The organism is Mesorhizobium sp. BR-1-1-10 (assembly GCF_020165595.1).
Taxonomy (GTDB): domain Bacteria; phylum Pseudomonadota; class Alphaproteobacteria; order Rhizobiales; family Rhizobiaceae; genus Mesorhizobium; species Mesorhizobium australicum.
In genome coordinates, this window is the sequence record NZ_JAIUIL010000008.1 from 1 (window position 1) to 25,699 (window position 25,699).

The window sequence follows — 25,699 nt, forward strand, 5'->3', positions numbered from 1 at the left end:
TTCAAATCCTGTCCCCGCAACCAAACAAAAACGGCCCGCCTGGCTCTATGCCGGCGGGCCGTTCGCGTTCCGATCTCATAATGCTGCGGATGTCTTGTTTTGGGGTGCGGCAGAACCGCTTTATGTAAGCCATTACCGACCTTCTGCCGCGGTTGCATTCACGCCACGGCACTGCCGCGCGATCGCTTTCTCTCTGCGGCGGCGAGCAGGTCCACAAACGCGCGCACCTTGGCGGGCCTGAACCTTGCCGGCGGAAAGACAGCGTGGATACCGCCGTTGGGCAAGGCCCAGTCGGCAAAGACAGGAACCAGCCGCCCCTCGGCGATGTCGTCGCTGACGCTGTAGTCGGGAAACACACCCAGCCCTATGCCGGCAAGCACGCAGGCATGGGCAGCCGGGCTCTTGTCGCATGTGATGACCGGGTTGAGTTCAGTCAGCACCTTGTCGCCATCCCTGGAAAACAGCCATTGGCCGACGCCGCGAAGCTGGGCGTTTCCGACCCAGGCCAGCGACCGCGCCTGCCGCGGGCTCACGCCCTGCGGCAGGTTTGCGGCGAACGCAGGACTTGCCACCACGATCTGCCGGATCGTGCCCAGGCGCCGCGCCTGGTTGGAGGAATCAGCAAGCCAGCCGACGCGGATGCCGAGGTCGATCTGCTCGTCGACCAGATTGCTTACCGCGTCGTCGAAGATCACCTCGACGCGCATATGCGGATAAGTTCTCAGATAGGCGGCGATGACCGGTGCAACCACCTTCGTGCCGTAGTCGAGCGGCGCCGTCAGTCTCAACATTCCAGCCGGTTCGACGGCCGCGCGCGAAATCTCGCCATAGGCGGCCTCCGCTTCCCGCAGGATTATCATCGCACGATCATAGAAGAGGCGTCCCTCTTCGGTCGGCGCGACACGCCGTGTCGTTCGTCGCATGAGTGTCGCGCCCAACTCCTCCTCGAGCTTGCCGATCTGATGGCTGACCACGGCTTTGGCGACGCCAAGCCGGTCGGCCGCCGATGTGAAGGAGCCGGTCTCCATCACGGTGGTGAAGTAGACCAGTCGATTGAGGTTCAGCAGGTCAGCCACGGCGATCGCTTTGTATGAACTGGTCAGACAATCTATATTATTGGATGGTGTTTATCGCAAGATCGTTGTCTGCCACATAGGAGCAACAGATTTGGCAATCCAGACCGCTGCACGCCGCGCCAAGGGATATCAGGCAATCATGAGCAATTCGGATGTGATTTATCTTTTCGATCCGCTCTGCGGCTGGTGCTACGGCGCCGCCCCGATGCTGGACAAATTGGCTGCCAGGGGCGTGCGCGTCGAATTGCTGCCGACTGGTCTGTTTTCGGGAGCGGGCGCGAGGCCGATGGATGAAGGTTTTGCCGCTCACGCCTGGGCGAACGACCAGCGTATCGAGCGTCTGACCGGACAAGCGTTCACGCAGCCCTATCAGCACAATGTCCTCGGCATCCGTGGCACCTTGCTGGACTCGCATGCCGCGACCCTCGCCATCAGCGCCGCCGGCCTGGAAGACCCGAGCCGCCGGTTGACCGCGCTCAAGGCAATCCAACGTGCGCGCTATGTCGACGGTCGCGATATCGTAACTGTGGAAGGCGTGGCTGCCGTGCTCGCCGGCGCTGGCATGATGGATGCCGCCGCGATCCTGAAGAGCCCGACCGAAACCTTACTGACGGCGCACCTCGACCTGGTCAATCGGGGCAGCGCGCTGTTCCAGCGCTTGCATGCCAAGGGCGTGCCTTCGCTAGCGGCCATCCGCAACGAAGCGCCTCGGCTCATCGGTTCGAACGCGCTGTTCGGCAGCTTTGACAATCTTGTCGCCCATATAGCGGCGGCGTGACCCTCAACCGACCTCCAACAAGGACTGGAAAAGAACATGGCAAACGTCGCTCTCATCGGTGCATCCGGCGCTGTCGGCTCGCGCATACTCAAGGAACTCTCCGATCGTGGCCACACGGTCACCGGTATCGCCCGCAGTCCTGAAAAAATTGCCGCGCTGCCCGGCGTGACCGCCAAGAAGGGCGATGTCTTCGACAAGGAAGGCCTTGCCAAATTGATCCGCGACCATGACGCGGTGATCAGCGCGGTGCATTTCGTGGATAGCGACCCCGACACGCTGATCGCCGCGGTGCGTGCCTCGGGCGTGAAGCGCTATCTCGTCGTGGGCGGCGCGGGCAGTCTCGAAGTCGCGCCCGGCAAGCGTCTGGTCGATACCGCCGAATTTCCTGCGATCTACAAGGCCGAGGCACAGAAGGGCGCCGACTTCCTGGACAAGTTGAAGACAGTCAGCGACCTCGACTGGACGTTCCTGTCGCCGTCCGCGATGTTCGTCCCAGGTGAGCGCACCGGCAAGTTCCGCGTCGGCAAGGACACGCTTCTCGCCTCGGATAAGGGTAGCAGCATCTCGTTCGAGGACTATGCCATCGCCATGATCGACGAAATCGAGAAGCCGACGCATGTCAGGCAGCGCTTCACCGTCGGCTATTGATTGAAAGGACCGACGCGTCGCCGGCCAAAGTCGCGCGGAGCCATGCGGCGATGGCCTCGAAGTCGATCGGCTGCGTCGTATCGACGTCGAACAGCGGCCCGCGCCGCAGCGGTTCGGCGCGCTTGGCCAGCTCGATCAATTCGGGGATATAGGCAGCGCCGGGATGACCCGGGAGGCGCTGACCCAGCCGGGCGCCGTAGCGTTCGGCCAGAACTTCGCCCGGCGCGTGGCACCAGATTTCGACCGTGTGTTCGACGCCGGCGTTGCGCAGATGATCCTCGAGCACTTGCCGCGGCTGGAAGCCGAACCAGGCATCGACGATGAAGGTGCTGCCGGCCGGGGCGTCGCCGACGAGCGACCAGATTGCCTGATAGCTGGCGCGGCCCAGCGTGCGATTGAATTCACGGTCGCCGCCGCCGAGCACTTCGAGGAATGGGTTCTTGACCGTATCGAGCGCGAGCAGCGGCCATCCCATGCGATCTGCGATGCCGTGTGACACCGTGCTCTTGCCGCTGGCCGGGATGCCGTTGACGAGCACGGCGCGTCTGGCGCGGGCGGGCTCAACGGAAAGCGATGTCGATGTCGGTGCCGAAAGCGCCTGGAGACCCGCGCCGATCACTCCGGCGTCGTCGCCAAGCTGCGCCGGCGCCACCGGGCATTGGTACCACGGCGCCAGCGCCGGCGCGTGGCCGAGCGCTCTGTGTGCCGCCCGGCCAAGACCGCCGCCAAGCAGGACGAGGTCGGGGTCGAACACGGCAACGGTGGTATCGATGGCCGCGCGCAGTGGCCTCGCCCAGGCTTCCAATATGCCTCGCGCCTGGATGTCGCCGGCGGCGTCGCGGGCAAAGAATTGGTCGACCGAAACCTCGGGACCAAAGCCAGCCCGCCCTATGTGACGGCCGAGCGCCGTGCCCGAACTGGTGGTTTCGACACAGCCGCGCCGCCCGCAAGCGCAGAGTTCGCCGTTGACGTCGACGGTGATGTGCCCCAGTTGCCCCGCCGCTGCCCGGCCGCGCATGATCCGTCGGTTCTGGACGACGGCGCCGCCAATGCCGGTGCCGATGGTGAACATGGCGATGTTGTCGTGGCCCCGGCCGGCGCCAAGCGCCATCTCGGCGGCCAGCGCCATGTTACAGTCGTTGTCGACGACGACAGGCTTGCCGGTCATGCTTTCCAGCCGCTGCGCGAGCGCGACCGAAGCGAGGTTGACATAGCCGCCCGACAGGACCGCGCCGCGCCGTACGTCGACGCGGCCGGGGACGCCGACGCCGATGGCCGCCACATCAGGCGTATCGAGAAGGCGCGCCATGTCGGCGATGCGGCCAAGCACCAGCTCCGCGTCGGGCGCGCTCTTTTCGGAAAGGCGTTCGAGGATTTCACCGGTGCCCGAGATGCGGGCGGCACGCAAATTGGTGCCGCCGATATCGATCCCTATGGCCATCGACTTTTGTGGCATGACGTCCTGCACGTGCCGGCGCTCAAAGGTGGATATCAAGCGGCAGCCTTCCGCCGATAGTGCCCGATCACCGCCTGGATCTCTCGCAGCCGCGGCACCGCGATGGTCTTAAGCCTTTCGCGCTGAATGTCACGATCGAGCGAGATGCAGTCCTTCCACAGCGATCGGCCGGCGATGACGCCGGAGGCGCCATTTTGCATGGCGATCTCGACCTGGCCAAGGAAAGTGGTGTGGTTGACGCCGGCCGAAAGTACGGCCCACGGCACTTCGCCGGCCATTTCAGTGATGTTGGCGCAGGCTTCCGGCGTTCCAGGGTAGGGAAGCTTCAGCACCTTCGCGCCGCATTCCAGCGAAATCCTCGTACCCTCCTCGACCAGCCAGGGCGTCTTGGCCGCATAGTCCTCGGGGCTTTCCCCTTCGAGCTGATAGGTCAGGAATTCGACGACGAGCAGCAGGTCCTCTTTGCCGAAGTCGGCGATGCATTGGCGCAGGATGGCGATGTTGTGTTCGTTGGCTTCAGGCTTGTCGGCCCTGAGATACACCATGATCTTGCCGCCCGTGCCGCCGAGTTCGCGCACGCGCCGCGCATCGATGCCGGGGACCAGCCGCGACAGGCGATAGCCCTCCGGCGAAACGTCGAAACCGGACGCGTCGAGGCCGATGAGGAGTGCGGTATCCCGGTTCAGTACGCCGTCGTCGACAACCCTCGGCACCGCGCAGAGTGGGTCGAGCAGCACGCAGGACGCCGCACTTGCGAGATAGCGCGTGATGTCGGCCTTGGTGTCGCCGAGCATGTCGTTGGTGATCCTGGCCTGGTCCTCGGGGGCCGACGCCAACAAGGTGCGCATGCCGCCGCGCTGGTCGCAAGCGATGGCCACCATGGCTCCGTCCTTGCCGCATATCTGCTGGTAGCCGCGCAGTTCCGCGGTGGTCATCCTGGTCATGGTTTTCTTCTGTCCGATGTTGGCGCGCCGAGGCGCTGATCCCGTGGAAACAAAAACAAATGGTCAGTTTGCCCGCCTGCCGGCAGGAAGAGTTTGCCGCCTGATGCATCGCCGGCGGCTGGGATAAGCAGCCCAGCCGGCGTTTGGCCTGGTATCGCCTCAAGTTGCGAGTTCATCGGATTTGCGCGATAACTCGCATCGGCGTATACGTGTGTAACACGTTGCTGAAAGGAATTGCAAGCTGTCTGTTCCCTCCGCCCAGGACGCGACCGCATCGCGCACGATGCTGCACACGGTTGCCAAGTTGCACTATGTGGAGGAGATGTCGCAGGTCGACATAGCGCGGCAGCTCGGTGTCTCCACCGCGACGATTTCGCGCCTGCTGCAGCGGGCGCGGGCCGAAGGCATCGTGCGCATCGAGGTGATCGACCTGGCGACGCCGGAGGATATTACCAGGCAACTTGTCGACGGATTGAAATTGCGGGACGCCGCCGTTGTCGAAACGCCGGCAGCGGGTGCGCTGACGGCGCTTTCCGCCCCGCTTGGCGCTTTGCTCAGGCAGGCGCAACTGGTGGCCGGCTCCGTGGTCGCCATCGGCTGGGGACGCGCCGTGCGCGAGGTCATTCGAGCCGGCCTGCCGCGCATGCCGGGCGTGCTGACTGTGGCCGCGACTGGCGGCATGCAGCAGCACGCGGCGCATTTCCAGGTAAATGAATTCGTGCGGCTCGCCGCCGAAGAGTTTGGCGGGACACCGCACTTTATCCATGCGCCCTATCTGCCGTCCAGCGAGCTGCGTGACGTCTTCCTTGGAGACGCCACCATCCGCGATGCCGTCGCGCTGTGGGACAGGACCGACGTTGCGATCGTCGGCATTGGCCTGCCGCACGCCATCAACCCACCCGAGGCGAGTGCCGCCACGCCGACCGAGCAGGCGCTGGTCCATGCGGCTGGCGACGTCCTTCGCCATTATTTCGATGCGGAAGGCGCCCTGATCGCCTGGGAAGGGGAGAGCCGGATGATCGCCATGTCGCCGGCGCAGCTTCGCGCCGTGCCCCTGGTGATCGGCGTCGCAGCCTCGCCGGAGAAGGCGACGGCCATCATCGGCGCCGTTCGTTCCGGGCTCATCAACACGCTGGTGACGGATACCAAGACGGCTCAGGCCATCCTCGCGGTTCTTGCAACGCGATAGCGGCAGATATGCGGACTGATGCGGCGCTGTCGGTGCGGAGAGAAGCCGCTGCGAAATCGATTGTGTCGCCGGGGAGTCGGGACGATAGTTCGCCCGGGGCTCGGAGGAGCAGTCAGAAGGCGTCTGGAAAGCCGGCGTTGCAGTCGCGGAAAAACCGAGTTGCAATTTATTTCTGCAAAGTGTTACAAATTGCCGATCCGTCGTGCAGGATGCCGGGCGCGATGGTTCCCTGACCTCGCGGAGGCGAGGAAAGTGAGCACGGGATTGTGCGGTCGGCTCGGTCGGCTGATATTTAGACTGGAGGGCGCTTGGGAGGAGCTGCCCGCGAAAGGCAAACAGGCGTTCCGGCCGTCGGCATCTGCCTCTGAGCGGATAACGGCCATTCCAATGTCACCGAAAACGGCAGAACTGCCAACAATGAGGAGGATGTCATGAAGAAGATCGTTGCCGCGCTCGCAGCGCTTGCCGTCAGCGCAACGGTGCTGATGGCGCCCGCGCAGGCGCAGGACAAAAAATACACCATTGCGCTCATTCCGGGCCTCACGACCGATGGCTTTTACATCACCATGCGCAAGGGTGCCCAAGCGGCCGCCGACGCGCTCGGCGTGAACCTGGTCTTCCAGGGCGCTCCGGACTTCAACCCGGTCACCCAGGTGCCGGTGCTCGACGCGGTCATCGCCAAGAAGCCGGATGCAATCCTGATCGCGCCGACCGACAAGGTCCAGCTGGTCGAGCCGCTGCGCAAGGCCAACGACGCCGGCATTCCGGTCATAACAGTCGATACTTTCATCGGCAGCGGCGTCTACCAGACGGGTGCTGGCGATGCCGATTTCCCGCTGGCCTACATTGCTTCTGACAATGTTCTGGGCGGCGAGATCGCCGCGCGTGCGCTTGCCACCGCCGTCGGCGACAAGGGCAAGGTCTATGTGTCGAACGTCAAGCCCGGCATCTCGACCACCGACCAGCGCGAAGAAGGCTTCAAGAAGGAAATGGCCAAGCATACGGGCATCACCGTGCTGGAGACCCAATTCAATGACGACGACGCCAACAAGGCGGCCTCGCAGCTGCAGGCCGTCTTCGCGCGCAATCCCGATCTGGTCGGCGTGTTCGGCGCCAATCTGTTCTCCGCGCTGGGTGCGGCCAACGGCGTCAAGCAGGCCGGGCAGAGCGGCACCGTCAAGGTCGTTGCCTTCGATGCACCGACCAGCATCGTCGACAACATCAACACCGGCCTGGTGGACGTGGCGATCGCCCAGCATCCCGCCGAGATCGGCTACTTCGGCGTCGTCTCGGCCTATGCCCACCTGACCGGCCATTCAATCCCGGTCACGATCGGCACCGGCTTCACGATCATGGACAAGTCCAACATCGCCGACCCGAACATCTCGAAGTACCTCTACTCCGAGTAGGTCAAGACGAGCTTGGCTCCTCCCGGTCCGCCGGGGGGAGCTCGTGCCGGGTTCCCAAAGGCGGGGCCTGTTTGAACGCAGCCGCGCCGCGGAGTATTCATGACCTCGACATCACCAGCCCAGCCGGCCGAGAAGCATGTCGCCCCCCAGGCCGATCATGGCGATCCGGCCAGGACCCTGATCGGACGCATCGCCGAAGGGCGCGCCTGGTTGTTCCTCGCCGGTCTGATCATCTGTTTCGAGGTATGGTCGAGGTTCGCCTTCGGCGCGACGTTCGTGCTCAACCCGTTCAACCTGCAATCCATCGCAATCTTTGCCATAGCGCCGTTGCTGCTTGCGACCGGACAGACCTTCGTCATCATTTCGGGCGGCATCGATCTGTCGCTGGGGTTCATCATGGGGCTTGCCGCCGTCGTTGCCGCGCATGCCACCAATATGGCGGGCGCCGCCATTCCCTTGCCGCTGGCCATGCTGGCGGGCATCCTCGCCGCGGTGATCGTCGCCGGCTTTCCCGGCATCATCAACGGCCTGCTCATCTCGCGCCTCAGGGTGCCGCCGTTCATCGGCACGCTCGGCATGTTCGGCGTCGCGCGCGGCGTTGCCTTCCTGCTTGCCGGCGGCACGACGGTGCCGGTTCAGAATTCCTGGTTCGCGCTGCTCGGTAATGGCAAGTTCTACGGCGTGCCCTATCTGGTCATGATCGCTGCCGTGTTCGTCATCGTGATGCATTATCTGCTCAGCCAGACACGGTTCGGCCAGCACAATTATGCCATCGGTGCCAATGTGCAGGCGGCGCGGCGCGCCGGCATCGACATCAGGGGCCACATATTGCGGCTCTATGTGCTGTCGGCGATGTGCGCCGGCCTTGGCGGGGCGCTCTACGCGGCGCGCTTCACGGCCGGTGCGGCACAAGCCGGCGAGCCGCTGCTGCTCGACAGCGTCGCGGCGGTCGTCATCGGCGGCGCCAGCCTGTTCGGTGGCTCCGGCACCATCCTGGGCACGGTCGCCGGCGCGCTGGTGATCGCGGTCATCCAGTACGGGCTGGTCTTCGTCAATGTCGAGCCGTTCTGGCAGTTCATCGCCGTTGGCGTCGTCATCATCATTTCCGTGCTCATAGACCAGGCGCAGCGCCGGTTCAGTGGAGGCCGCCAGGATGAATAGCACCGACCAGAACACCCCCTTGCTCGAGGTCCGCAACCTGTCCAAGCATTTCGGCGCCGTGCGCGCGCTCAACGATTTCTCCATGGCCGTGCGGCCGGGCGAAGTGGTGGCGCTGGCCGGCGACAATGGTGCCGGCAAGACGACGCTGATCAAGGCAATCTCGGGCGTGTTCCAGCCGACAGGCGGCGAAATCCTGCTCAGGGGCCAGCCGGTGGCATTCGCGACGCCGCAAGAGGCGCGCGAAAAAGGCATCGAGACGATCTACCAGGATCTGGCTCTCGCCGACAATCTGTCGATCGGCGCCAACATTTTCCTTGGCCGCGAACCGATGCGCAAGGCGTTCGGCTTCCTGCCGGTGCTCGACCGCAAGGCCATGGCCGAGGCGGCCAGGGAGACGATGAAGCGGCTGGATTTCCACGTCAGCCGGATGAACGCCCCGGTCAGCAATTTCTCCGGCGGCCAACGCCAAGCTGTCGCCATCGGCCGCGCTGTCTACTGGGATGCGCAGATCCTCATCATGGACGAACCGACCGCGGCACTTGGCGTGCCGGAACAGCGCAAGGTGATCTCGCTCATCCACCAGCTCAAGGCGCAAGGACGCGGCGTGATCTTCATCTCGCACAATCTGCAGGATATCTTCGCGGTCTCGGACCGCATCGTCGTGCTGCGCCGCGGCGTCCAGGCCGGCGAGCGCAAGATTTCCGAGACCAACCATGACGAGGTCGTCAGGTTGATGGTTGGAGGGTAGGCCGTCCTGTCGGTGTGATCTTGTCGAAGAGCGGATCATGGTCTGTTTCTGTTCAATCTGGGCGCAGCCGCCACCAGTGCCTTGCCGATGGCCGATTGCGGCGCGTCGATGACGGTTCGGGCATCGCCGCTCTCGGCAATCCGCCCGGCATCGAGAAGGATGACGCGGTGGGCGACCGCCCGGACGACGCCAAGATCATGCGAAATGAAGAGATAGGCGATCCGTTCCTCGCGCTGCAGGTCCAGCAGGAGATCGAGGATCTGGCCGCGCACCGAGACATCGAGCGCCGACACCGCTTCGTCAAGCACGATCAGCGACGGCTTGGTGGCGATGGCGCGGGCAATCGCCACACGCTGCCGCTGACCGCCGGAGATTTCATGGATTGCGCGGGGCGCGAGATCGGCCGCCAGGCCGACCCGCTCCAGCAAGGCGGCGATGCGGCGCGGGCGCTCCGTGCGCGGGGCGACGCCATGAATGCGCAAGGGGTCATCGAGGACGCGCGCCACTGTGGCGCGCGGGTTGAAGGCGGCCAGCGGATCCTGGAACACCATTTGCACGCGCGCGCGACGGGCTCGAAGTGCCGAGCCGCCCAGAGCCAGGAAATCATCGCCTTCGAATTCAATGCGTCCGCCATCCGGCTCGATCAGGCGCAGCACCAACCGCGCGATGGTCGACTTGCCGCTGCCGGAAGGGCCTGCCAGCGCCAGCGTTTCGCCGGGCTCGATATGAAAGGAGACATCGCTCACCGCAGCAAGGGTCTTGCCGCCGCGACTGTAGCGTTTGGTGAGATTGGACACTGTCAGCAGGCTCATGCATTCAGCCTGCTTCGGTGCAGCAGCGGCTCGGCGTCGAGGTCGATATGGGCGTCGAGCAGCGCGCGGGTATAGGCTTGCGTCGGGGCTTCGACAATCTGCTCGGTCTTGCCAAACTCCACCAACTCGCCGTGGCGGAACACGGCGATGCGTTCGGCAAGCTCCGCGGCGAGCGCAATGTCATGGCTGATGAACAGCAGCGTCATGCCGTCCTCGGCCACAAGCCGTCGAATCAAAGCGACGATCTCGGCCTGCACGATGGTGTCGAGCGCACTGGTCGCCTCGTCGGCGATCAGCAGTTTCGGCCCGGCGGCAATCGCGGCGGCAATCGCCACGCGCTGCTTCTGGCCGCCGGAAAGCTGATGCGGGAAGGCGTGCAGGGCGGAGTCGGGGTCGGGCAAGCGGACGCGTTCGAGAAGGGTTTTGGCTTTGGCATATGCCTGGGCCCATGTGAGGCCGAGATGCGTGCGCGCGACTTCGGCGATTTGTTTGCCGACTGCCATTACCGGATCGAGGCTGGCGGACGGATCCTGGAAGACGAAGCCGATGTCGCGGCCGCCAAGGGAGGCTTGATTGTGACGGTTGAGAGATAGGCGATCCTTCCCACCCCCCTCTATCCTGCCGGAGGGGGGTGCCTTGGCCCCCAACGTTGGCGGTGATCGCATGAACCAGTCGATACTCCCCTCAATCCTGGCGCTCGCCGGCAACAATCCCGCGATCGCCAGCGCCAGCGTGCTCTTGCCCGAACCGCTTTCACCGATGATGGCCAGCCGTTCGCCTGGCTGGATATCGAGAATAATATTCTTCAGCGCGGCGACCTCGCTGCCATCACGGCGGTAGGTCACCGTCAGATCTCGGATCGACGCCAGTACCGTCACGACAGGCCCCTTCGCACGGCCGTCGTCTCGACGATGCCTTCGCCGGCGAGATAGACGCCGAGCACCGTCAGCACCAGCGCAATGCCCGGGACGATCGAGAGGAACGGCGCGGCGCGCAAGACAGCGCGACCTTCCGCGATCATGCCACCCCAGGTGACCCGGTTGGGGTCGCCAAGACCAAGGAAAGACAGGGCTGCTTCGGTGAGGATCGCGGCGGCGACGATCACCGACGACATCGCCAAGATCGGCGGCAAGGCATTGGGCAGCACCTCGCGAAAGGCGATTTCCAGGGGATGCATGCCAATGACACGGGCACTGGCGACATAGTCGCGTTCGCGAATGGAGAGGACTTCCGCGCGGGCGACCCGCGCCGGCCCCGTCCAGGTGCCGAGCGCTATTGCGACGACGACGACGCCGAGCGAGGGCCCAACCACGCTGACGAAGGCCAGTGCCAGCAGGAAGCCCGGCACGGTCTGGAAAGCATCGGTGACGCGCATCAGCACCTCGTCGATCAGGCCGCCGGCGAAGCCGGCCAGCGTGCCGATCACCGCGCCGAAAGCGAGTGCCGCGGCCGCCGCGGCCAGACCGACGGCCAGCGAGGTACGGGCGCCATGAAACAGCTCGGCCAACACGTCCCGGCCGAGCCGGTCGGTGCCGAGCGGCAGCGACCAGTCCTGGAAAGGCGGCAGCAACGCCGCGCCAGCAATGGCTTGCGGGTCGCCGGGAAACAGCAGCGAGGCCGACAGCGCCATGGCAAAAAGCGCCGTCAGGATGATGGCACCGGCGGCCGCCTCGGGCGTGCGCAGAAAGCGGCGCAGACGGCTCATGCACCGGCCCCGCTGGCGCCGACGCGCGGGTCAAGGAACGCGTAGGCGATGTCGACGACAAGATTGATGACGATGACCAGGACGGCGCTGGTAAGAATGATGCCGAGCAGCAGCGGCGTGTCGCGCGCGGCGACCGCTTCCTGCGCCAGCCGACCAAGGCCGGGCACGGCAAAGACGCTCTCGATGACCACGCTGCCGCCGAGCATCTGCGCCGACTGCAGGCCGAGCATGGTGACCAGCGGCAGCAGCGCATTGCGGGCGACATGGGCGAGCACGATGCGGCGGCGGGATAATCCCCTGGCGCGGGCGGCCAGCACAAAATCCTCGCGCCAGGCCTCGGCCATGCCGGCGCGCATCATGCGCAGATAGAGCGCCAGATAGATGAAACCGAGCGCGCAAACCGGCAGCACCAGATGGGTGGCGATATCCGCGGCGCGGTCGAGACCGGTCTTGTCCGAGGCCAGCGTCTCGACGCCGCCGACCGGCAGCCAGCGCAGGTCGACGGCGAAGATCACGATCAGCACCAGGCCGAGCCAGAAGCCGGGCACCGCGTAGAGAGCCAGCGAGGCGACGGAGAGGAAACGGTCGCGGAAGCTGCCTGGCCTGGCGCCGGCATAGATGCCGAGCACCGAGCCGAGGCCAAAGGAGAGCGCGGTGGCGCTGACCATCAGGATGAGCGTGGTCGGCAGGCGCTCGAGGGTGACGTCCCGGATCGGCCGGGAAAAAGTGACGGACTGGCCGAGATCGAGATGCAGCAGTGCCCAGAGGTAGTTGGCGAGCCGCGTCAGCTCCGACTGGTCGAGACCCCAGCGGTGGCGCAACAGCTCGATCATGCCGGCGTCGCCGCCGGTCGAGACGATGTAGGCGTCGACCGCATCGCCGGGCGCTGCTTCGAGCAAAAGGAAAGTGCCGATGACGACGATCAAAAGCACGAAGATGCTGCCGACGAGGCGACGGCGCAGGAGGACGAGGGCGCGATTCATGCGGACCTCGAATGCGCGATAAGGGACATAACGAAATGTCGAGCCCAGGCGCGCCCCACTGTCCTGCCGGACATCTCCCCCTCAAGGAGGGGGATTGGCTGCTGCCGACGGCTTTCCTCGCGAATTCTCATCCGCGTGAGTGTGTCACGATTCCAAATATGTGTCCGCCCAGTTCGAGACCGCCCAGCGCGGGTTGTTGGCGATGTTGCCGACCTTGTCACTGGCGACGCTGATAAAACTCCATTCGGCGACGTTGATCAGCGGCAGGTCGGCCGCGACCTGCTTCTGAAACTCCTTGTAGAGATTGGTGCGCGCCGTGGTGTCGAGCGTTTCGGAGGCCTTGGTGATCAGGGCGTCGAGCGCGTCATTCTTGTAGCCGCCCTGGTTTGAGAACGGCACGCCATCGGGAATGCCGCCCTGCACCAAGATGGTGGTCGAGATCGCCGGGTCGCCGCGGAAAACCGGCGGGCCGACCGCGAGGTCGAAGGCGTGGTCGGTATAGACCGCCTTGATGTGGGCGGCCGAGTCGTTGTTGACCAGCTGCGCGTCGATGCCTATTGCCGCGAGCGCCTGGCGCAGGTAGTCGCCGAACTGTTTTGTCTCATTGAAATAGGGGGCAGGCAAGAGCCTGAGCGAGAAGCGGTTGCCGTCGGCGCCTTTCTTATAACCGGCTTCGTCGAGCAGGGAGTTGGCCTTGGCGACATCGAAGGCATAGATCGGCACGTCGGCGGTGTAGAATTGCGGATCGTTCTTCGGCACCGGGCCGGTGGCCGTGGCGGCGTAGCCGAGGAACACTGTCTTGACGACGAAGTCCTTGTCGATGGCGTGCGCGATGGCCTGGCGCACCTTGAGGTCGGCCAATTCCTTGCGGCGATGGTTGATCTCCACCACGAGCTGGTAGGTTAGGCCCTCATAGCCCTTGGTGATGACCTTCAGGCCGGGAACCTTGGAGATGCGGTCGAGATCGGCCAGCGGCACGGCCGAGAAAGCCGCGAGTTGGATTTCCTCGGCCTCCAGCGCGGCGGCGGCCGAGGTACGGTCGGGCAGGACCTGATAGATGATCTCGTCAAGATAGGGCTCGTCCTTGCCCCAGTAGTCGGCGTTCTTCGTCAGCCGGTAGTACTGGCCGGCCTTATACTCGCCGAACTTGAACGGACCCGTACCGATCGGTGCGTTGTTGGCGGGGTTGTCCTCGATCTTGCCGACTTCGTAGATGTGCTTCGGCACCACGCTCGACAGCGCCGGCAAGGCGTTGCGGATCAGCTGGAACGGCGTCGGCTTGGCGAATTTGAACACGGCGGTCAGATCGTCTGGCGTGTCGACCGTGCTGAGGTCCTTGAACACGGTGCGGCCGAGATTCTGCAGCGGCTTCCATATCTGCAGCGCCGAGAAGGCGACGTCGGCCGAGGTGAACGGCTTGCCGTCATGCCATTTGACTCCTTCGCGCAGCTTGAAGGTCGCCGAGAGACCGTCGGCGGCACCTTCCCAGCTCACCGCCAGCCGAGGCGCGAGCCCGTCCTTGCCGTCGAAGGAGGCTTCGGCCAGCGTCTCGACGATCTTGCTGGAGATGAAGAAAACGCCGTTGGAGGCGACGATCGCCGGGTTGAGATTGCGCGGCTCGGAATCGGCGGCAAGCACGAGCCGTCCGCCGTTCTTTGGCGTCTGCGTCCAGCCCAGGGCCGGCATGGCGGTGGTGGCCAGCAGCATTGCCGACCCGGTAAGCATGGTGCGTCTGGAAATGGTGAAACCTGACATGATCGAACTCCGTCCTCTCCTCCACCCGACCGGGCGCGGCCTCGAACGCCGGCGCGCGCATCGGCATCCTTGCGGCGGGATTATGGGCCTTGCCGAGGGTTTCGCCAGAGACGGAATTGGCGCATCCTTGCTTGGCTTTGAAATTTCCGTCCGCTGGACCAGTTTAGCACAAGTCCAGTCAATTCGGTTGGCTGGTAGGACCAGATTTCCGGATATGTGAACAAATGACGCTTTGGTGACCGCCCTGGCGCTGTGTTCGTAAACATTCTGGCTGGACCAGAGCGAGAAAAATGGTGCAGATTTGACCGCGAGCCGGCGGATCGGGTGCGAAACAGCGCCGATCCCGGGCAATTCTGGGAGAGAGTGATGAACATTGCGCCGGGCAAGAGTGCCGTCAGCGATATCCCGTTCGAGCAGGCCAGAGTCGACCGGCTGATGGAGGAGGCCGGCATCGACGTGCTGCTCGCAACCTCCAAGCACAACACGCAATATCTGCTGGGCGGCTACAAGTTCATCTTCTTCGCCGCCATGGATGCGATCGGTCACAGCCGCTATTTGCCGATCGTGGTCTACGAGAAGGGCGGTCCGGATCATGCAGCCTATATCGGCAACCGCATGGAAGGCGGCGAGCACCAGAACCACCCGTTCTGGACGCCGACGCTGCATGCCGCCTGCTGGGGCACCCTCGACGCCGCCAATCTTGCCGTCGAGCATGTCAGGAAGATCGGCAAGGGCGATGCCCGCATCGGTATCGAGCCCGGTTTCCTGCCGTCGGACGCCTATGCGCTGATCCGCAAGGCATTGCCCGACGCGAAGCTGATCGATGCGACTGACATGCTGGAACGCATGCGTGCCATCAAGACCGACGCGGAGTTGGAGAAGCTGCGCACGGCCTCCGAGCTGATCACCGATTCCATGCTGGCGACCATCGCCTGGGCGCGCGAGGGCACGACCAAGGCCGAGATGATCGAGCAGATCAGGCGCGAAGAGACCAATCGCGGTGCGCATTTCGAATATTGCCTGCTGACGCTGGGCTCCAGCCACAACCGCGCCACCTCTCCGCAAGCGTGGAAGAAGGGCGAGGTGCTGTCGATCGATTCCGGCGGCAATTATCACGGCTATATCGGCGACCTCTGCAGGATGGGCATTCTGGGCGAACCCGATGCCGAGCTCGAGGATCTGCTGGCCGAGGTCGAGACGGTGCAGCAGGCGGCCTTCTCGAAGGTGAAGGCGGGCACGCTTGGCGGCGACATGATTGCTTACGCCGAGGGTGTGCTGAAGACATCCAAGGTCGCGCCCTATACGGATTTCTTCGCCCACGGCATGGGCCTGATCACGCATGAGGCGCCGTTCCTGATGACCAACCATCCGGTGGCTTATGAAGGCACCTATGCGGCCAAGCCGCTGGAGAAAAACATGGTGCTGTCGGTGGAGACCACCATGCTCCACCCGACGCGCGGCTTCATCAAGCTGGAGGATACGCTGGCGGTGACCGAGAGCGGGTACGTGATGTTTGGCGATCGCGGCCGGGGATGGAATAGGGGTGGGACGGCCTAATTTTGGAGGCCGGCGCTGCCCCTCATCCGCCTTTCGGGGCGGCGCTGCCTGTAGCAGGATAGATTGATCAACTGCCCGGTGGGATCAGCCTGAAATCCGGCAGTTCGCGCAGGCCCAGTTCCGGCCCGGCCGGCGAATAGACGACGAACAGCTGCATGGGCCCGTCGCCGGTGTTGAGCGTCGAATGAAACCGACTCTCCGGCACGTAGATGGTGCAGCCGGGGCCGACTTTCTCCACCACCGGATTGCCCTTCTCATCCTCGACCATCTGCTCGCCATGGCCCGAGATGACGAAGATGATCTCTTCCGCACCCGGATGGTTGTGGCGGGTATGGCCCTTGCCTGAGGGCAGGTCGACGACGCCGCCGGAAAAGCGGGTCGCGCCGTTCACTTCAGGTGCCACCGTCAAAGACAGTTTTCCCCAGTCGAAGCCGAAGGCGCTGACGTCCTTCGGGTAGACAAACACCTTGCTCCTGTCGGTCATCTCTCTCATCCCTTCTTGTTCTTTGCGGCGGCGCCGAGCGTCACCGCCTTGAAATCCACCGTCTGCCTGGCGATCGCGGCTTCCGCCGGCAGCCGTTCCATCGAGCTCGCGCCATAAAAGCCGTGCAGGCCCTTGGCGTGGGAGAGGATGTAGCGGGCGTCATCGGGCATCGAGATCGGGCCGCCATGGCAAAGCAGGATGACATCCTTGCGCACCGAGCGCGCCGCCTCGGCAATGGCGTCGATGGCAATGACGCAGTCGTCGAGCGACTTGGCCGAGGTGGCGCCGATCGAGCCGCCGGTAGTCACGCCCATATGGGCGACGACGACATCGGCGCCCGCCTTGGTCATGGCGCGTGCTTCTTCGGGGTTGAAGACATAGGGCGTGGTCAGGAGGTCGAGCTTGTGTGCCTCGGCGATCATGTCCACCTCTAGGCCGAAGCCCATGCCGGTCTCTTCGAAACTCTGCCGCATCTGGCCGTCGAACAGGCCGATGGTGGGAAAGTTCTGAACGCCGGAAAAGCCCATCGTCTTCAGTTCCGCCAGCAGCAGCGGCATGATGACGAAGGGATCGGTGCCGTTGACGCCGGCCAGTACCGGCGTCTTCTTGACCACCGGCAGCACCTCATAGGCCATCTCCTTGACGATCTCGTTGGCGTTGCCATAGGCGAGCAGGCCAGCGGCCGAGCCGCGGCCAGCCATGCGGTAGCGGCCGGAATTGTAGATGATGATGAGGTCGATGCCGCCGACCTCCTCGGCCTTGGCCGACAGGCCGGTGCCGGCGCCGCCACCGACGATCGGCACGCCTTTGTCGATCATTCCCCGGAACTTTTTCAGTATGTCCTTGCGCGGTATGGCTGGCATGTCTGGGTCTCACTGTCTGGCGATGTCGAGAAAGGCCGCGACCGCCGCCTTGGCAAAGTCCGGATCGTTGATGTGCAGCGGCAGGCGGGTGACGCGGCGCGTCGCACCCGGCCTGATGGTGCGCTCGACGGCTTCGAACAGAGCTGCGTCGGCTTCCGGATCGAAGAAGGCGCCGCCTTCGATGTCGAGCGCGGAAACGCCTTTTTCCGGGATCAGGAAATGCACCGGGCCTTCGCAATGGGCGAGCCTTGTGCCGATCCATTCGCCGATCGCGCGACATTCCCGCGCGGTCGTGCGCATCAGCGTGACGTTCGGATTGTGCTCGTAGAACAGCCGGCCACGATAATGCTCCGGAATGGTCGATGGCGCCCAGAAATTGACCATGTCGAGCGCGCCGACCGAGCCGACATAGGGTAGCTTGGTGCGGGCAATGGCACCGAAACGATCCTGGGTCGCCGGCAGCACGCCGCCGAACAGCAGGTCGCAGACCTCGGTCGTGGTGATGTCGATGACACCCGACAGCAGGCCGCTGTCGGCCAGCTTCTCCATGCTGCGGCCGCCGGTGCCAGTGGCATGGAAGACCATGCAATCATAAGTCGAGCGGAGGTGTTCAGCGATTGCCGTCACGCAAGGCGTGGTGACGCCGAACATGGTGAGGCCGATCGAGGCCTTGCCGTCCGCCGCAGGCGCCGGATTGACCGCCATGCCCGCTATCGCCTGGGCGGCGTTGTGCAGCACGACACGAGACAGCCGGTTGAGGCCGGCCATGTCGGTCACCGATGGCATCATGATGATGTCGGACACGTCCACATAGGGGGCGGTGTCGCCCGAGGCCAGCGTGGAGACCATGAGCTTGGGCAGACCGAGCGGCAGCGCGCGCATGCCCGCTGTGATGATCGAGGTGCCCCCGCCGCCGCCAATGCCGATGATGCCCGATATGTCGTCGCGGGACTGGACAAAGCGCGTGAAGGCCCCAGCCATTGCCGCAACCGATCTGCCGCGGTCGTCGATGCCGAGCACCGCACCGCGGCCATCGGGATGATGGGCGGCGACCTCTTCAGCCGAGACGTCGACCGGCACGGTCGCGCCTCGCGTGCCGACATCGACACGGCAGACGACGGCACCCGTCGCGGCGATCGCATCGGCCAGGAATGCGAGTTCCTCGCCCTTGGTGTCGGCGGTGCCCACCACATGGATGCGCTTCATCCGCGCCTCCCTCTGCTGGTTGGTTCGAAGGTGGTGATGTTCATCAGATGAAAGCTTTGTGCGCCGTAGAGCGTCAACGTGGCCACTCCAGGAAAAGGGCTGCCATTGCAAATTTTTGAGACGCGCGTATCGTATTGGCATGGATGTCTCACGTCAACAACCCGCAACGGACGACAATGCCGGGGAGAGAGCAGAGCGCGGACCGCGGGCGCGGACAAAGCGGCTGATGCTGGAGACGGCCACGCGGCTGATGCAGGCGGGTGCGACGCCTTCCGTCAGCGAGGTCGCGGAGGCAGCCGAGGTCTCCCGGGCCACGGCCTACCGCTATTTCCCGAGCCAGGCAGCCTTGGTGCAGGCGGTGGTCGATGAAGGGCTGGGGCCAATCTTGACCTGGAAGTCCACCGCTGCCGATGCCGAGCGCCGCGTCGCCGAACTGTTCGATACGGCCATGCCCCGCATCGAGGCTTTCGAGGCGACGTTCAAGGCTGCGTTGAAGCTGTCGCTCGATCAATGGGCGCGGCGCCAGGCGGGCACGCTGGGCGGAGAGCCGGCCTTCACGCGCGGCCATCGCGTCGAATTGCTGAAGGAGGCGCTGACGCCGCTCAAGGGCCGCTTGCCGCCGCGCGACTTCAAGCGGCTGGCGCAGGCTCTGTCGCTGATCTTCGGCGTGGAGGTGCTGATCGTGCTCAAGGATATATGGGGGCTGGACAGCCGCCGGATGATGTCGGTGGCGCAATGGGCGGCGAGTGCGCTGGTGCGCACGGCAATCGCGGAGTCGGCTTATGGTGGTGATGAGTCCGCTTCAGGAGCGGCGAAATAGCCCCAATCTGGTTCGACCAGATTTGCCTGCATACCGCTGATCCTAGCCCAAAATGCGATCATGGGGCAAGGTCAATGTATATCATTGAGTAGGAAAATCATGGGAAAACAGGCAGATAAAGCTTTAATTCGACAGTAACGGCCCATGCCGGCTTTCAAGAAAGGGCTTGACGTCGCCGCAGGATTGGTAATACCAGATCAAGGAAGATAAGCGGATCGAAAGTGAGGGCTGCGATCCATTTCCGGACAGAGCGAGGAGGCTCCGAATTCGGAAAAGCGCGACCACGGGAGGAACTACCAGGGCCGGCTCCGTCGCTGGCTCGTACGACAAGGTAGAATGCGCACAAGGGAGGAAATCATTATGCGCAAGTTAGTGACCAGCATGCTTGCTGGTATCGGCTTAACGCTTGCCTGCGGAACGTCCGTCTACGCGCAGGAAAAGTCGCTCACCATCTTCTGGGCGGAATGGGATCCGGCCAATTACCTGCAGGAACTCGGCAACGAGTACGAGAAGGAAACCGGCGTCAAGATCACGGTGGAGACCACGCCCTGGTCCGACTTCCAGACCAAGGCCTTTACCGAGTTCAACGCCCATGGCGACGCCTATGACCTGGTCGTCGGCGACTCGCAGTGGCTCGGCGCCGGCGCCGCCGGCGGCCACTACGTCGACCTGACCGACTTCTTCAAGAAGCATGATCTCGGCAACGTCATGGCACCGGCGACGGTGAAATATTATGCCGAGTATCCCGGCAACAGCGGCAAATACTGGGCGATCCCGCTTGAGGGCGACGCCGTCGGCTGGTCCTATCGCAAGGATTGGTTCGAGGATCCCAAGGAAAAGGAAGCCTTCAAAGCCAAATACGGCTACGACCTCGACGTGCCGAAGGATTTCAAGGCGCTGCGCGACATCGCCGAGTTCTTCCACCGGCCGGATCAGAAGAGATACGGCATCGCCATCTACACCGACAATTCCTACGACGCGATGGCGATGGGCTTTGAGAACGCGCTGTTCTCCTATGGCGGTGAGCTGGGCGATTACACGACCTACAAGGTCGACGGTCACATCAACTCCGACAAGGCGGTGGCCGCGCTCGATGCTTACAAGGAGCTCTACAAGTTCACGCCTCCGGGCTGGGCCAAATCGTTCTTCGTCGAGGACAACCAGGCAATCACGGAAAACCTGGCCGCGATGAGCATGAACTTCTTCGCGTTCTTCCCCTCGCTGATCAACGAAGCGTCGAACCCGAATGCCAAGAACACCGGCTTTTTCGCCAACCCTCCCGGCCCAAATGGCGACCAGTTCGCCGCACTCGGCGGGCAAGGCATCTCCGTCATCTCGTACTCGAAGAAGCAGGACGAGGCGATGAAGTTCCTCGAATGGTTCATCAAGGACGAGACCCAGAAGAAGTGGGCGGCCCTTGGCGGCTATACCTGCAGCCAGGCGGTGCTCAAGTCGCCTGAGTTCCAGAACGCAACGCCCTACAACAAGGCCTTCTACGAGACCATGTTCAAGGTGAAGGATTTCTGGGCAGTGCCGGAATACGCAGAACTGCTGCAGCAGCTGAACCAGCGCGTCTACCCCTACATGATCGGCGGCAGCGGCACCGCCAAGGAAACGCTGGACGCATTGGCTGGAGACTGGAACGCGACCTTCAAGAAATACGGCCGCGTCCAATAATCCTTCATGTCCCGCGGAGGGGGCGGTGTCGCCTCCTCCGTTTCTTTTTCTTGAACCGGGAGCAGGGTCTTGGCGACCACGATGATCACCACCCTCGACAGATCCTCGCGCGCCGCGGCACGCGGCCTAAGCGATATCTCCATCCGCAATCTCTTCATCATCCCGACGGTTCTGTTCCTGATCGTCTTCAACATTTTTCCGCTGATCTATTCGCTCGGCTATTCCTTCACCGACTTCCGCGCATCGACCAATGCGCCGGCGAATTTCGTCGGGCTGCAGAATTATCGCGACCTGCTCAACGACCCCTATGTCTGGTCGAACTTCGCCATCACGGCGAAATACGTGATTGTCTCGGTCGTCGGACAGCTGCTTGTCGGCTTCGGCGTGGCGATGCTGCTCAACCGGGACATTCCGCTCAAGGGTCTTATCACCACGCTGCTGCTGCTGCCGATGATGCTGTCGATGGCGGTGGTCGGGCTGTTCTGGAAACTGCTTTACGACCCGTCATGGGGGGTTATCAACTATGCGCTCGGGCTCGGCAATTTCGAGTGGCTGGCCGACCCCAAGATGGCGCTCTACGCTGTTGCGTTGACCGACATCTGGATGTGGTCGCCCTTCGTCATGCTGCTGTCGCTGGCCGGGCTGTCGGCGGTGCCGAAGCATCTCTATGAGGCCGCCGCGATCGACCGCGCCGGGCCGTTCTACACGTTCTTCCGCATCACCCTGCCGCTGGTCGCGCCGATCCTGATGATCGCCGTCATCTTCCGCACCATGGAAGCCTTCAAGACCTTCGATCTCGCCTACATCCTGACCAGCCAACCGACGGCGGAGCTGATCTCCATCCGGCTCTACAAGATGGCGTTCCAGGAATGGCAGACCGGGCGCTCCTGTGCGATGGCCTACATCGTGCTGATCATGGTGCTGGCGATCACCAACATCTACGTCAAATATCTCAACAAGGTGAAGGAGCGCTGAGATGGCCGCCGTCCGCACTTCTTCCGAAATCACCTTCAACCGCGTCGCCATAGTCGCCGTGCTGCTGGTGACGATCATCTTCCTGGCGCCGATCTACTGGATCGCCTCGACGGCGTTCAAGCCGCGCAATCTTGCCACTACGATTCCGCCGACCGTCGTCTTCCAGCCGGAGATATCGCCGTTCGTGAAGCTGTTCACCAAGCGCTCTCAATTGCGCAGTCCGCCGTCGCCGGAAGAGTACGCGGCGGCCCCATGGTGGGAGCGCGTCGTCTTCGACGGTGGCGAAAAGATCGTGCGCGACGGCAAGGGCCAGGTGCAGTGGTCGGGCTATCCGAGCCGCTTCCTGAACTCGCTGATCATCGCCATCACCTCGACGGTGCTGGCCGTCGGCATGGGCACGTTCACCGCGTATGGCTTCTCGCGCTTCAGGGTAAAGGGGGAGGCGGACCTGCTCTTCTTCATCCTGTCGACACGTATGCTGCCACCGGTGGTGGTCGCGATCCCGATGTTCCTGATGTACCGCGCGGTCGGCCTCAACGATACCCACGTCGGGCTGATCATTCTCTACACCGCCTTCAACCTGTCCTTCTCGGTGTGGCTGATGAAGGGTTTCATGGATGAAATCCCGAAGGAATATGAGGAGGCGGCACTGGTGGACGGCTATACACGCATGGAAGCCTTCTTCAAGATCGTGCTGCCGGAGGCCGCCACCGGTATCGCCGCCACCGCCGTCTTCTGCTTCATCACGGCGTGGAACGAATACGCCTTCGCGCTGATCATGACCAACCGCCGCGCCCAGACGGCGCCGCCGTTCATCCCGAGCCAGGTCGGCTCGGGCCTGCCGGACTGGACGGTGATAGCCGCCGGCACCTTCCTGTTCCTGCTGCCGGTCGCCATCTTCACCTTCCTGCTCCGCAACCATCTGCTGCGCGGCATGTCCTTCGGAGCGATCCGCAAATGAGCTTTCGCGCCATCAATCAGAAATATCTGGAACCGGGTTCGCAGATACTCATGGTGCTCGGCATCGTGGCCCTCTGCCAGCCCTGGAACATGACCCTGCACACCTACGGCCTGACCATCATCCTGACCGGGCTGATCGGCTTCAACATTACCTCGAAGATCGCACCCGAGGAACAGGCCGGCACCGGTCATGCCGGGGACGCGCGAAATCCGGGAGCACAGCATTGACCCAGATCGAGCTTCGCGGCGTCCAGAAATTCTTCGGTGCCGTCCAGGTCATCAAGGACCTCAACCTCAAGATCGCGGACAATGAGTTCATCGTGCTGCTCGGCCAGTCCGGTTGCGGCAAGACAACGACGTTGCGCGCCATCGCCGGACTGGAAACCATCGACGAGGGCGACATCCTCATCGACGGCAAGCCGGTCCAGCATCTGAAGGCAGCCGACCGCGACATCGCCATGGTGTTCCAGTCATTCTCGCTCTACCCGCATATGAGCGTCTACGAGAACATCGCCTTTCCGTTGCGCGCCACGCGCAAGAGCAAAAGCGAGATCGACCAGGAAGTGCGCTCGGTCGCCAAGACGCTGCAGATAACGGATCTGCTGGCCAAGAAGCCGTCGGCGCTTTCGGGCGGCGACATGCAGCGCGTTGCCATCGGCCGTGCGCTGGTGCGGCGGCCGAAGGCGATGCTGATGGATGAGCCGATCGGCGCGCTCGACGCCAAATTGCGCGAGGAGATGCGAGCCGAGATCAAGCGGCTGCATATCAAGCAGGGCTCGACCACCATCTATGTCACGCACGACCAGATCGAGGCGATGAGCCTCGCGGATCGCATCGTCATCATGCATGAGGGCGTGCTGCAGCAGGTGGGAACGCCCGACGAGGTCTATTCGCGGCCGGCCAATCTGTTCGTGGCCCAATTCGTCGGCAGTCCGGTGATGAATGTCGCCGACGCGGCGGTTGCCGAAGCAACGTCATCGGCCTCGGTCACCGTTGGTGGCGCGGCTTCCGGCTTCGAGTTTCCGCGGGCGCTGCTGTCGAAACTCAACGGCCACGCCAGCGGCCAACTCGCACTTGGCATCCGGCCGGAAGGCGTCCTCATTCGTCGTGACGCGGCCGATGGCTTCATGGCCGTCGAGACGCAGATCGTCGAACCGCTCGGCTCCTTCGACATCGTCGACCTCAAGGTTGGCTCGAAAATGCTGCGGGCCCGCACCAAGAGCGGCTTCGTTGCCGGACCGGGCGAGAAGGTGTTTGCCCGAATCGATCCGACCCAGGCGCATTTCTTCGACAAGGCAAGCGGCAAGTCGCTTGAGGTGAGGCTCTGATGGCCCATATCCAGCTCAAGAACATCTCCAAGACTTTCGGCAATCACACGGCCTTGACCGGGCTCGACCTCGACATCGCCGATGGCGAATTCTTTGTCCTGCTCGGCGAGACGGGCGCCGGCAAGACGACGACGCTGCGGCTGATTGCCGGTCTGGAGAAGCCGAGCGAGGGGCAGGTCTTCATCGACGGCGTCGACGTCGCCGACTGGGGTGCGGCCGAGCGCGACGTGGCCCTGGTGCTGCAGCAATATTCGCTCTACCCGCGCTACACGGTGCGCGAAAACCTCGAATTTCCGCTGAAGCCGAAGATCCGCCGGCTGCCGGATGCCGAGATCAAGGACCGCGTCGACCGCGCCGCCCGCACGCTGCGGATCGAGCACCTGCTCGACCGCAAGACCGACCGCCTGTCCGGCGGCGAGATGCAGCGCGTCTCCATCGGCCGTGCCATCGTGCGCAAGCCGCGCGTGTTCTTGATGGACGAGCCGCTGTCGGCGCTCGACGCCAAATTGCGCGAGGCGCTCCGCACCGAATTGAAGAACCTGCAGATACAGCTTGGCGCCACCTTCCTGTTCGTGACCCACGACCAGATCGAGGCGATGTCGATGGGCGACAAGGTCGGCGTGCTCAACCATGGCCGCATCATCCAGACCGGCACGCCGCACGAGATCTACAACAATCCGCGCGACACCTATGTGGCGAGCTTCGTCGGCTCGCCGCCGATGAACCTCATCGACGGCAGGCTGGTTAACGGCCGCGCGGTGATGGCGCCATTGAATTTCGAACTGCCCTTCGCGGGGGCGGCCAAGATTTTTACGGGGGCTGGGGCGAGTGCGGCGACCGACGGTCGCCCGCTCGTCTTCGGCATTCGTCCGGAGGATGTCTATCTGGAAAGCGGCGCACCGGTCGAGGCCCGTGTCCACGACGTCGAGAACCATGGCGTGGAAAAGATCCTGACGCTGCGGGTCGGCGATACAACGCTTCGCGCCACGGTGCCGGCCAGGACCGATGTCGCGATCGAGCAACCGGTGCGCTTTGCCTGGAATCCCGACAAGGTGGTGCTGTTCGACAAGGGCAGTGGTGTCAGCCTGCGGCACGCATCATAGGGCGCGGCTATTTCGGCAGGTAGGTCTCGTAAGGCGTGTCGTTGATCAGCAGGATCACGCAT

General features: G+C 63.7%; 25 protein-coding genes. 14 read left to right on the forward strand and 11 right to left on the reverse strand.

All coding sequences use genetic code 11. From position 1 onward, the window contains the following. Window positions 1-158 precede the first annotated feature (158 nt). Window positions 159-1,076 carry a LysR family transcriptional regulator gene (locus LB555_RS18525; RefSeq protein WP_140720305.1) on the reverse strand — a complete coding sequence of 306 codons (918 nt, stop codon included), beginning with the start codon at window positions 1,074-1,076 and terminating at the stop codon, window positions 159-161. A 139-nt stretch (window positions 1,077-1,215) separates the two neighbouring features. On the opposite strand from LB555_RS18525, the gene LB555_RS18530 reads away from it, so the two are divergent. Further along, window positions 1,216-1,854 (forward strand): DsbA family protein, encoded by a 639-nt coding sequence (locus LB555_RS18530; protein WP_140720307.1) that lies wholly within the window; start codon window positions 1,216-1,218, stop codon window positions 1,852-1,854. Window positions 1,855-1,890: 36 nt separating this feature from the next. Further along, entirely contained in the window at window positions 1,891-2,502 is a 612-nt protein-coding gene (locus tag LB555_RS18535) for an NAD(P)-dependent oxidoreductase (RefSeq protein ID WP_140720309.1), read from the forward strand. Here the strand turns inward: LB555_RS18535 and LB555_RS18540 are convergent. Further along, the gene (locus LB555_RS18540) at window positions 2,486-3,958 is read right to left on the reverse strand and encodes an ROK family protein (protein WP_224683568.1); all 1,473 of its coding nucleotides are present in this window, start codon (window positions 3,956-3,958) and stop codon (window positions 2,486-2,488) included. The two genes, LB555_RS18535 and LB555_RS18540, sit on opposite strands and share 17 nt — an antisense overlap. Window positions 3,959-3,993: 35 nt before the next feature. Beyond that, window positions 3,994-4,902 (reverse strand): tagatose-bisphosphate aldolase, encoded by a 909-nt coding sequence (locus LB555_RS18545; protein ID WP_224683452.1) that lies wholly within the window; start codon window positions 4,900-4,902, stop codon window positions 3,994-3,996. A gap of 283 nt (window positions 4,903-5,185) precedes the next feature. Here LB555_RS18545 and LB555_RS18550 point away from each other — a divergent pair, with 283 nt between their 5' ends. From LB555_RS18550 to LB555_RS18565, 4 genes are all read left to right on the forward strand, one after another. Next, window positions 5,186-6,091 (forward strand): sugar-binding transcriptional regulator, encoded by a 906-nt coding sequence (locus LB555_RS18550; RefSeq protein ID WP_140661652.1) that lies wholly within the window; start codon window positions 5,186-5,188, stop codon window positions 6,089-6,091. A gap of 431 nt (window positions 6,092-6,522) precedes the next feature. After that, on the forward strand, window positions 6,523-7,500 hold the full coding sequence (locus LB555_RS18555) for an ABC transporter substrate-binding protein (RefSeq protein ID WP_015315618.1): 978 nt from the start codon (window positions 6,523-6,525) through the stop codon (window positions 7,498-7,500). Between the two features lie 99 nt (window positions 7,501-7,599). Further along, window positions 7,600-8,661: an ABC transporter permease subunit gene (locus tag LB555_RS18560; RefSeq protein ID WP_224683453.1), complete on the forward strand. Its 1,062-nt coding sequence runs from the start codon at window positions 7,600-7,602 to the stop codon at window positions 8,659-8,661. After that, complete coding sequence (locus LB555_RS18565) at window positions 8,654-9,409, forward strand: ATP-binding cassette domain-containing protein (protein ID WP_140618990.1); 756 nt, start codon at window positions 8,654-8,656, stop codon at window positions 9,407-9,409. Before LB555_RS18560 ends, LB555_RS18565 begins: the two co-directional genes overlap by 8 nt. A 35-nt stretch (window positions 9,410-9,444) precedes the next feature. Here LB555_RS18565 and LB555_RS18570 read toward each other — a convergent pair whose 3' ends face one another. The 5 genes from LB555_RS18570 to LB555_RS18590 all read right to left on the reverse strand — a co-directional run bounded on the left by LB555_RS18570 (window position 9,445) and on the right by LB555_RS18590 (window position 14,664). Beyond that, window positions 9,445-10,221 carry an ATP-binding cassette domain-containing protein gene (locus LB555_RS18570; protein WP_015315621.1) on the reverse strand — a complete coding sequence of 259 codons (777 nt, stop codon included), beginning with the start codon at window positions 10,219-10,221 and terminating at the stop codon, window positions 9,445-9,447. Continuing rightward, window positions 10,218-11,099 (reverse strand): ABC transporter ATP-binding protein, encoded by an 882-nt coding sequence (locus LB555_RS18575; RefSeq protein ID WP_015315622.1) that lies wholly within the window; start codon window positions 11,097-11,099, stop codon window positions 10,218-10,220. The genes LB555_RS18570 and LB555_RS18575 overlap by 4 nt, the downstream gene beginning before the upstream one ends. Beyond that, window positions 11,096-11,926 (reverse strand): ABC transporter permease, encoded by an 831-nt coding sequence (locus tag LB555_RS18580; protein ID WP_224683454.1) that lies wholly within the window; start codon window positions 11,924-11,926, stop codon window positions 11,096-11,098. Before LB555_RS18580 ends, LB555_RS18575 begins: the two co-directional genes overlap by 4 nt. Then, the gene (locus LB555_RS18585; protein ID WP_224683455.1) at window positions 11,923-12,909 is read right to left on the reverse strand and encodes an ABC transporter permease; all 987 of its coding nucleotides are present in this window, start codon (window positions 12,907-12,909) and stop codon (window positions 11,923-11,925) included. The genes LB555_RS18580 and LB555_RS18585 overlap by 4 nt, the downstream gene beginning before the upstream one ends. Window positions 12,910-13,053: 144 nt before the next feature. Next, window positions 13,054-14,664 carry an ABC transporter substrate-binding protein gene (locus LB555_RS18590; RefSeq protein WP_224683456.1) on the reverse strand — a complete coding sequence of 537 codons (1,611 nt, stop codon included), beginning with the start codon at window positions 14,662-14,664 and terminating at the stop codon, window positions 13,054-13,056. Between the two features lie 366 nt (window positions 14,665-15,030). Between LB555_RS18590 and LB555_RS18595 the strand changes: the two genes are divergently transcribed. Next, entirely contained in the window at window positions 15,031-16,221 is a 1,191-nt protein-coding gene (locus tag LB555_RS18595) for a M24 family metallopeptidase (RefSeq protein WP_224654913.1), read from the forward strand. Window positions 16,222-16,288: 67 nt separating this feature from the next. Here the strand turns inward: LB555_RS18595 and LB555_RS18600 are convergent, their stop codons facing one another. The 3 genes from LB555_RS18600 to LB555_RS18610 are packed head-to-tail and all read right to left on the reverse strand — an operon-like array spanning window position 16,289 to window position 18,774. Then, window positions 16,289-16,705 carry a cupin domain-containing protein gene (locus LB555_RS18600; RefSeq protein ID WP_140661659.1) on the reverse strand — a complete coding sequence of 139 codons (417 nt, stop codon included), beginning with the start codon at window positions 16,703-16,705 and terminating at the stop codon, window positions 16,289-16,291. A 5-nt stretch (window positions 16,706-16,710) separates the two neighbouring features. After that, entirely contained in the window at window positions 16,711-17,568 is an 858-nt protein-coding gene (locus LB555_RS18605) for a phosphoenolpyruvate hydrolase family protein (protein WP_224683457.1), read from the reverse strand. A gap of 9 nt (window positions 17,569-17,577) precedes the next feature. Further along, complete coding sequence (locus LB555_RS18610; RefSeq protein ID WP_015315629.1) at window positions 17,578-18,774, reverse strand: Tm-1-like ATP-binding domain-containing protein; 1,197 nt, start codon at window positions 18,772-18,774, stop codon at window positions 17,578-17,580. A 139-nt stretch (window positions 18,775-18,913) separates the two neighbouring features. On the opposite strand from LB555_RS18610, the gene LB555_RS18615 reads away from it, so the two are divergent. The 7 genes from LB555_RS18615 to LB555_RS18645 all read left to right on the forward strand — a co-directional run bounded on the left by LB555_RS18615 (window position 18,914) and on the right by LB555_RS18645 (window position 25,637). After that, complete coding sequence (locus LB555_RS18615; protein WP_224683458.1) at window positions 18,914-19,594, forward strand: TetR/AcrR family transcriptional regulator; 681 nt, start codon at window positions 18,914-18,916, stop codon at window positions 19,592-19,594. A 360-nt stretch (window positions 19,595-19,954) separates the two neighbouring features. Beyond that, window positions 19,955-21,271 (forward strand): ABC transporter substrate-binding protein, encoded by a 1,317-nt coding sequence (locus tag LB555_RS18620; RefSeq protein ID WP_224683459.1) that lies wholly within the window; start codon window positions 19,955-19,957, stop codon window positions 21,269-21,271. A gap of 69 nt (window positions 21,272-21,340) precedes the next feature. Further along, a complete protein-coding gene (locus tag LB555_RS18625; protein ID WP_015315632.1) occupies window positions 21,341-22,246 on the forward strand; it encodes a carbohydrate ABC transporter permease in 906 nt (301 codons plus the stop codon). A 1-nt stretch (window position 22,247) separates the two neighbouring features. Beyond that, window positions 22,248-23,207, forward strand: a complete 960-nt coding sequence (locus LB555_RS18630; RefSeq protein ID WP_140618971.1) for a carbohydrate ABC transporter permease — start codon at window positions 22,248-22,250, stop codon at window positions 23,205-23,207. After that, complete coding sequence (locus LB555_RS18635) at window positions 23,204-23,434, forward strand: hypothetical protein (RefSeq protein WP_224683460.1); 231 nt, start codon at window positions 23,204-23,206, stop codon at window positions 23,432-23,434. Before LB555_RS18630 ends, LB555_RS18635 begins: the two co-directional genes overlap by 4 nt. Continuing rightward, entirely contained in the window at window positions 23,431-24,534 is a 1,104-nt protein-coding gene (locus tag LB555_RS18640) for an ABC transporter ATP-binding protein (RefSeq protein WP_224683461.1), read from the forward strand. The genes LB555_RS18635 and LB555_RS18640 overlap by 4 nt, the downstream gene beginning before the upstream one ends. Beyond that, on the forward strand, window positions 24,534-25,637 hold the full coding sequence (locus LB555_RS18645; protein WP_015315636.1) for an ABC transporter ATP-binding protein: 1,104 nt from the start codon (window positions 24,534-24,536) through the stop codon (window positions 25,635-25,637). Before LB555_RS18640 ends, LB555_RS18645 begins: the two co-directional genes overlap by 1 nt. Window positions 25,638-25,699: the final 62 nt, after the last annotated feature.

What these genes read in the sequence shown, in the direction of transcription:
- LB555_RS18530 (WP_140720307.1), top strand. Translation starts at nt 1,216, where the DNA reads ATGAGCAATTCGGATGTGATTTATCTTTTCGATCCGCTCTGCGGCTGG.
- LB555_RS18535 (WP_140720309.1), top strand. Translation starts at nt 1,891, where the DNA reads ATGGCAAACGTCGCTCTCATCGGTGCATCCGGCGCTGTCGGCTCGCGC.
- LB555_RS18540 (WP_224683568.1), bottom strand. Translation starts at nt 3,958, where the DNA reads ATGCCACAAAAGTCGATGGCCATAGGGATCGATATCGGCGGCACCAAT.
- LB555_RS18545 (WP_224683452.1), bottom strand. Translation starts at nt 4,902, where the DNA reads ATGACCAGGATGACCACCGCGGAACTGCGCGGCTACCAGCAGATATGC.
- LB555_RS18550 (WP_140661652.1), top strand. Translation starts at nt 5,186, where the DNA reads ATGCTGCACACGGTTGCCAAGTTGCACTATGTGGAGGAGATGTCGCAG.
- LB555_RS18555 (WP_015315618.1), top strand. Translation starts at nt 6,523, where the DNA reads ATGAAGAAGATCGTTGCCGCGCTCGCAGCGCTTGCCGTCAGCGCAACG.
- LB555_RS18560 (WP_224683453.1), top strand. Translation starts at nt 7,600, where the DNA reads ATGACCTCGACATCACCAGCCCAGCCGGCCGAGAAGCATGTCGCCCCC.
- LB555_RS18565 (WP_140618990.1), top strand. Translation starts at nt 8,654, where the DNA reads ATGAATAGCACCGACCAGAACACCCCCTTGCTCGAGGTCCGCAACCTG.
- LB555_RS18570 (WP_015315621.1), bottom strand. Translation starts at nt 10,221, where the DNA reads ATGAGCCTGCTGACAGTGTCCAATCTCACCAAACGCTACAGTCGCGGC.
- LB555_RS18580 (WP_224683454.1), bottom strand. Translation starts at nt 11,926, where the DNA reads ATGAGCCGTCTGCGCCGCTTTCTGCGCACGCCCGAGGCGGCCGCCGGT.
- LB555_RS18585 (WP_224683455.1), bottom strand. Translation starts at nt 12,909, where the DNA reads ATGAATCGCGCCCTCGTCCTCCTGCGCCGTCGCCTCGTCGGCAGCATC.
- LB555_RS18590 (WP_224683456.1), bottom strand. Translation starts at nt 14,664, where the DNA reads ATGTCAGGTTTCACCATTTCCAGACGCACCATGCTTACCGGGTCGGCA.
- LB555_RS18595 (WP_224654913.1), top strand. Translation starts at nt 15,031, where the DNA reads ATGAACATTGCGCCGGGCAAGAGTGCCGTCAGCGATATCCCGTTCGAG.
- LB555_RS18600 (WP_140661659.1), bottom strand. Translation starts at nt 16,705, where the DNA reads ATGACCGACAGGAGCAAGGTGTTTGTCTACCCGAAGGACGTCAGCGCC.
- LB555_RS18605 (WP_224683457.1), bottom strand. Translation starts at nt 17,568, where the DNA reads ATGCCAGCCATACCGCGCAAGGACATACTGAAAAAGTTCCGGGGAATG.
- LB555_RS18610 (WP_015315629.1), bottom strand. Translation starts at nt 18,774, where the DNA reads ATGAAGCGCATCCATGTGGTGGGCACCGCCGACACCAAGGGCGAGGAA.
- LB555_RS18615 (WP_224683458.1), top strand. Translation starts at nt 18,914, where the DNA reads ATGGATGTCTCACGTCAACAACCCGCAACGGACGACAATGCCGGGGAG.
- LB555_RS18620 (WP_224683459.1), top strand. Translation starts at nt 19,955, where the DNA reads ATGCGCAAGTTAGTGACCAGCATGCTTGCTGGTATCGGCTTAACGCTT.
- LB555_RS18630 (WP_140618971.1), top strand. Translation starts at nt 22,248, where the DNA reads ATGGCCGCCGTCCGCACTTCTTCCGAAATCACCTTCAACCGCGTCGCC.
- LB555_RS18635 (WP_224683460.1), top strand. Translation starts at nt 23,204, where the DNA reads ATGAGCTTTCGCGCCATCAATCAGAAATATCTGGAACCGGGTTCGCAG.
- LB555_RS18645 (WP_015315636.1), top strand. Translation starts at nt 24,534, where the DNA reads ATGGCCCATATCCAGCTCAAGAACATCTCCAAGACTTTCGGCAATCAC.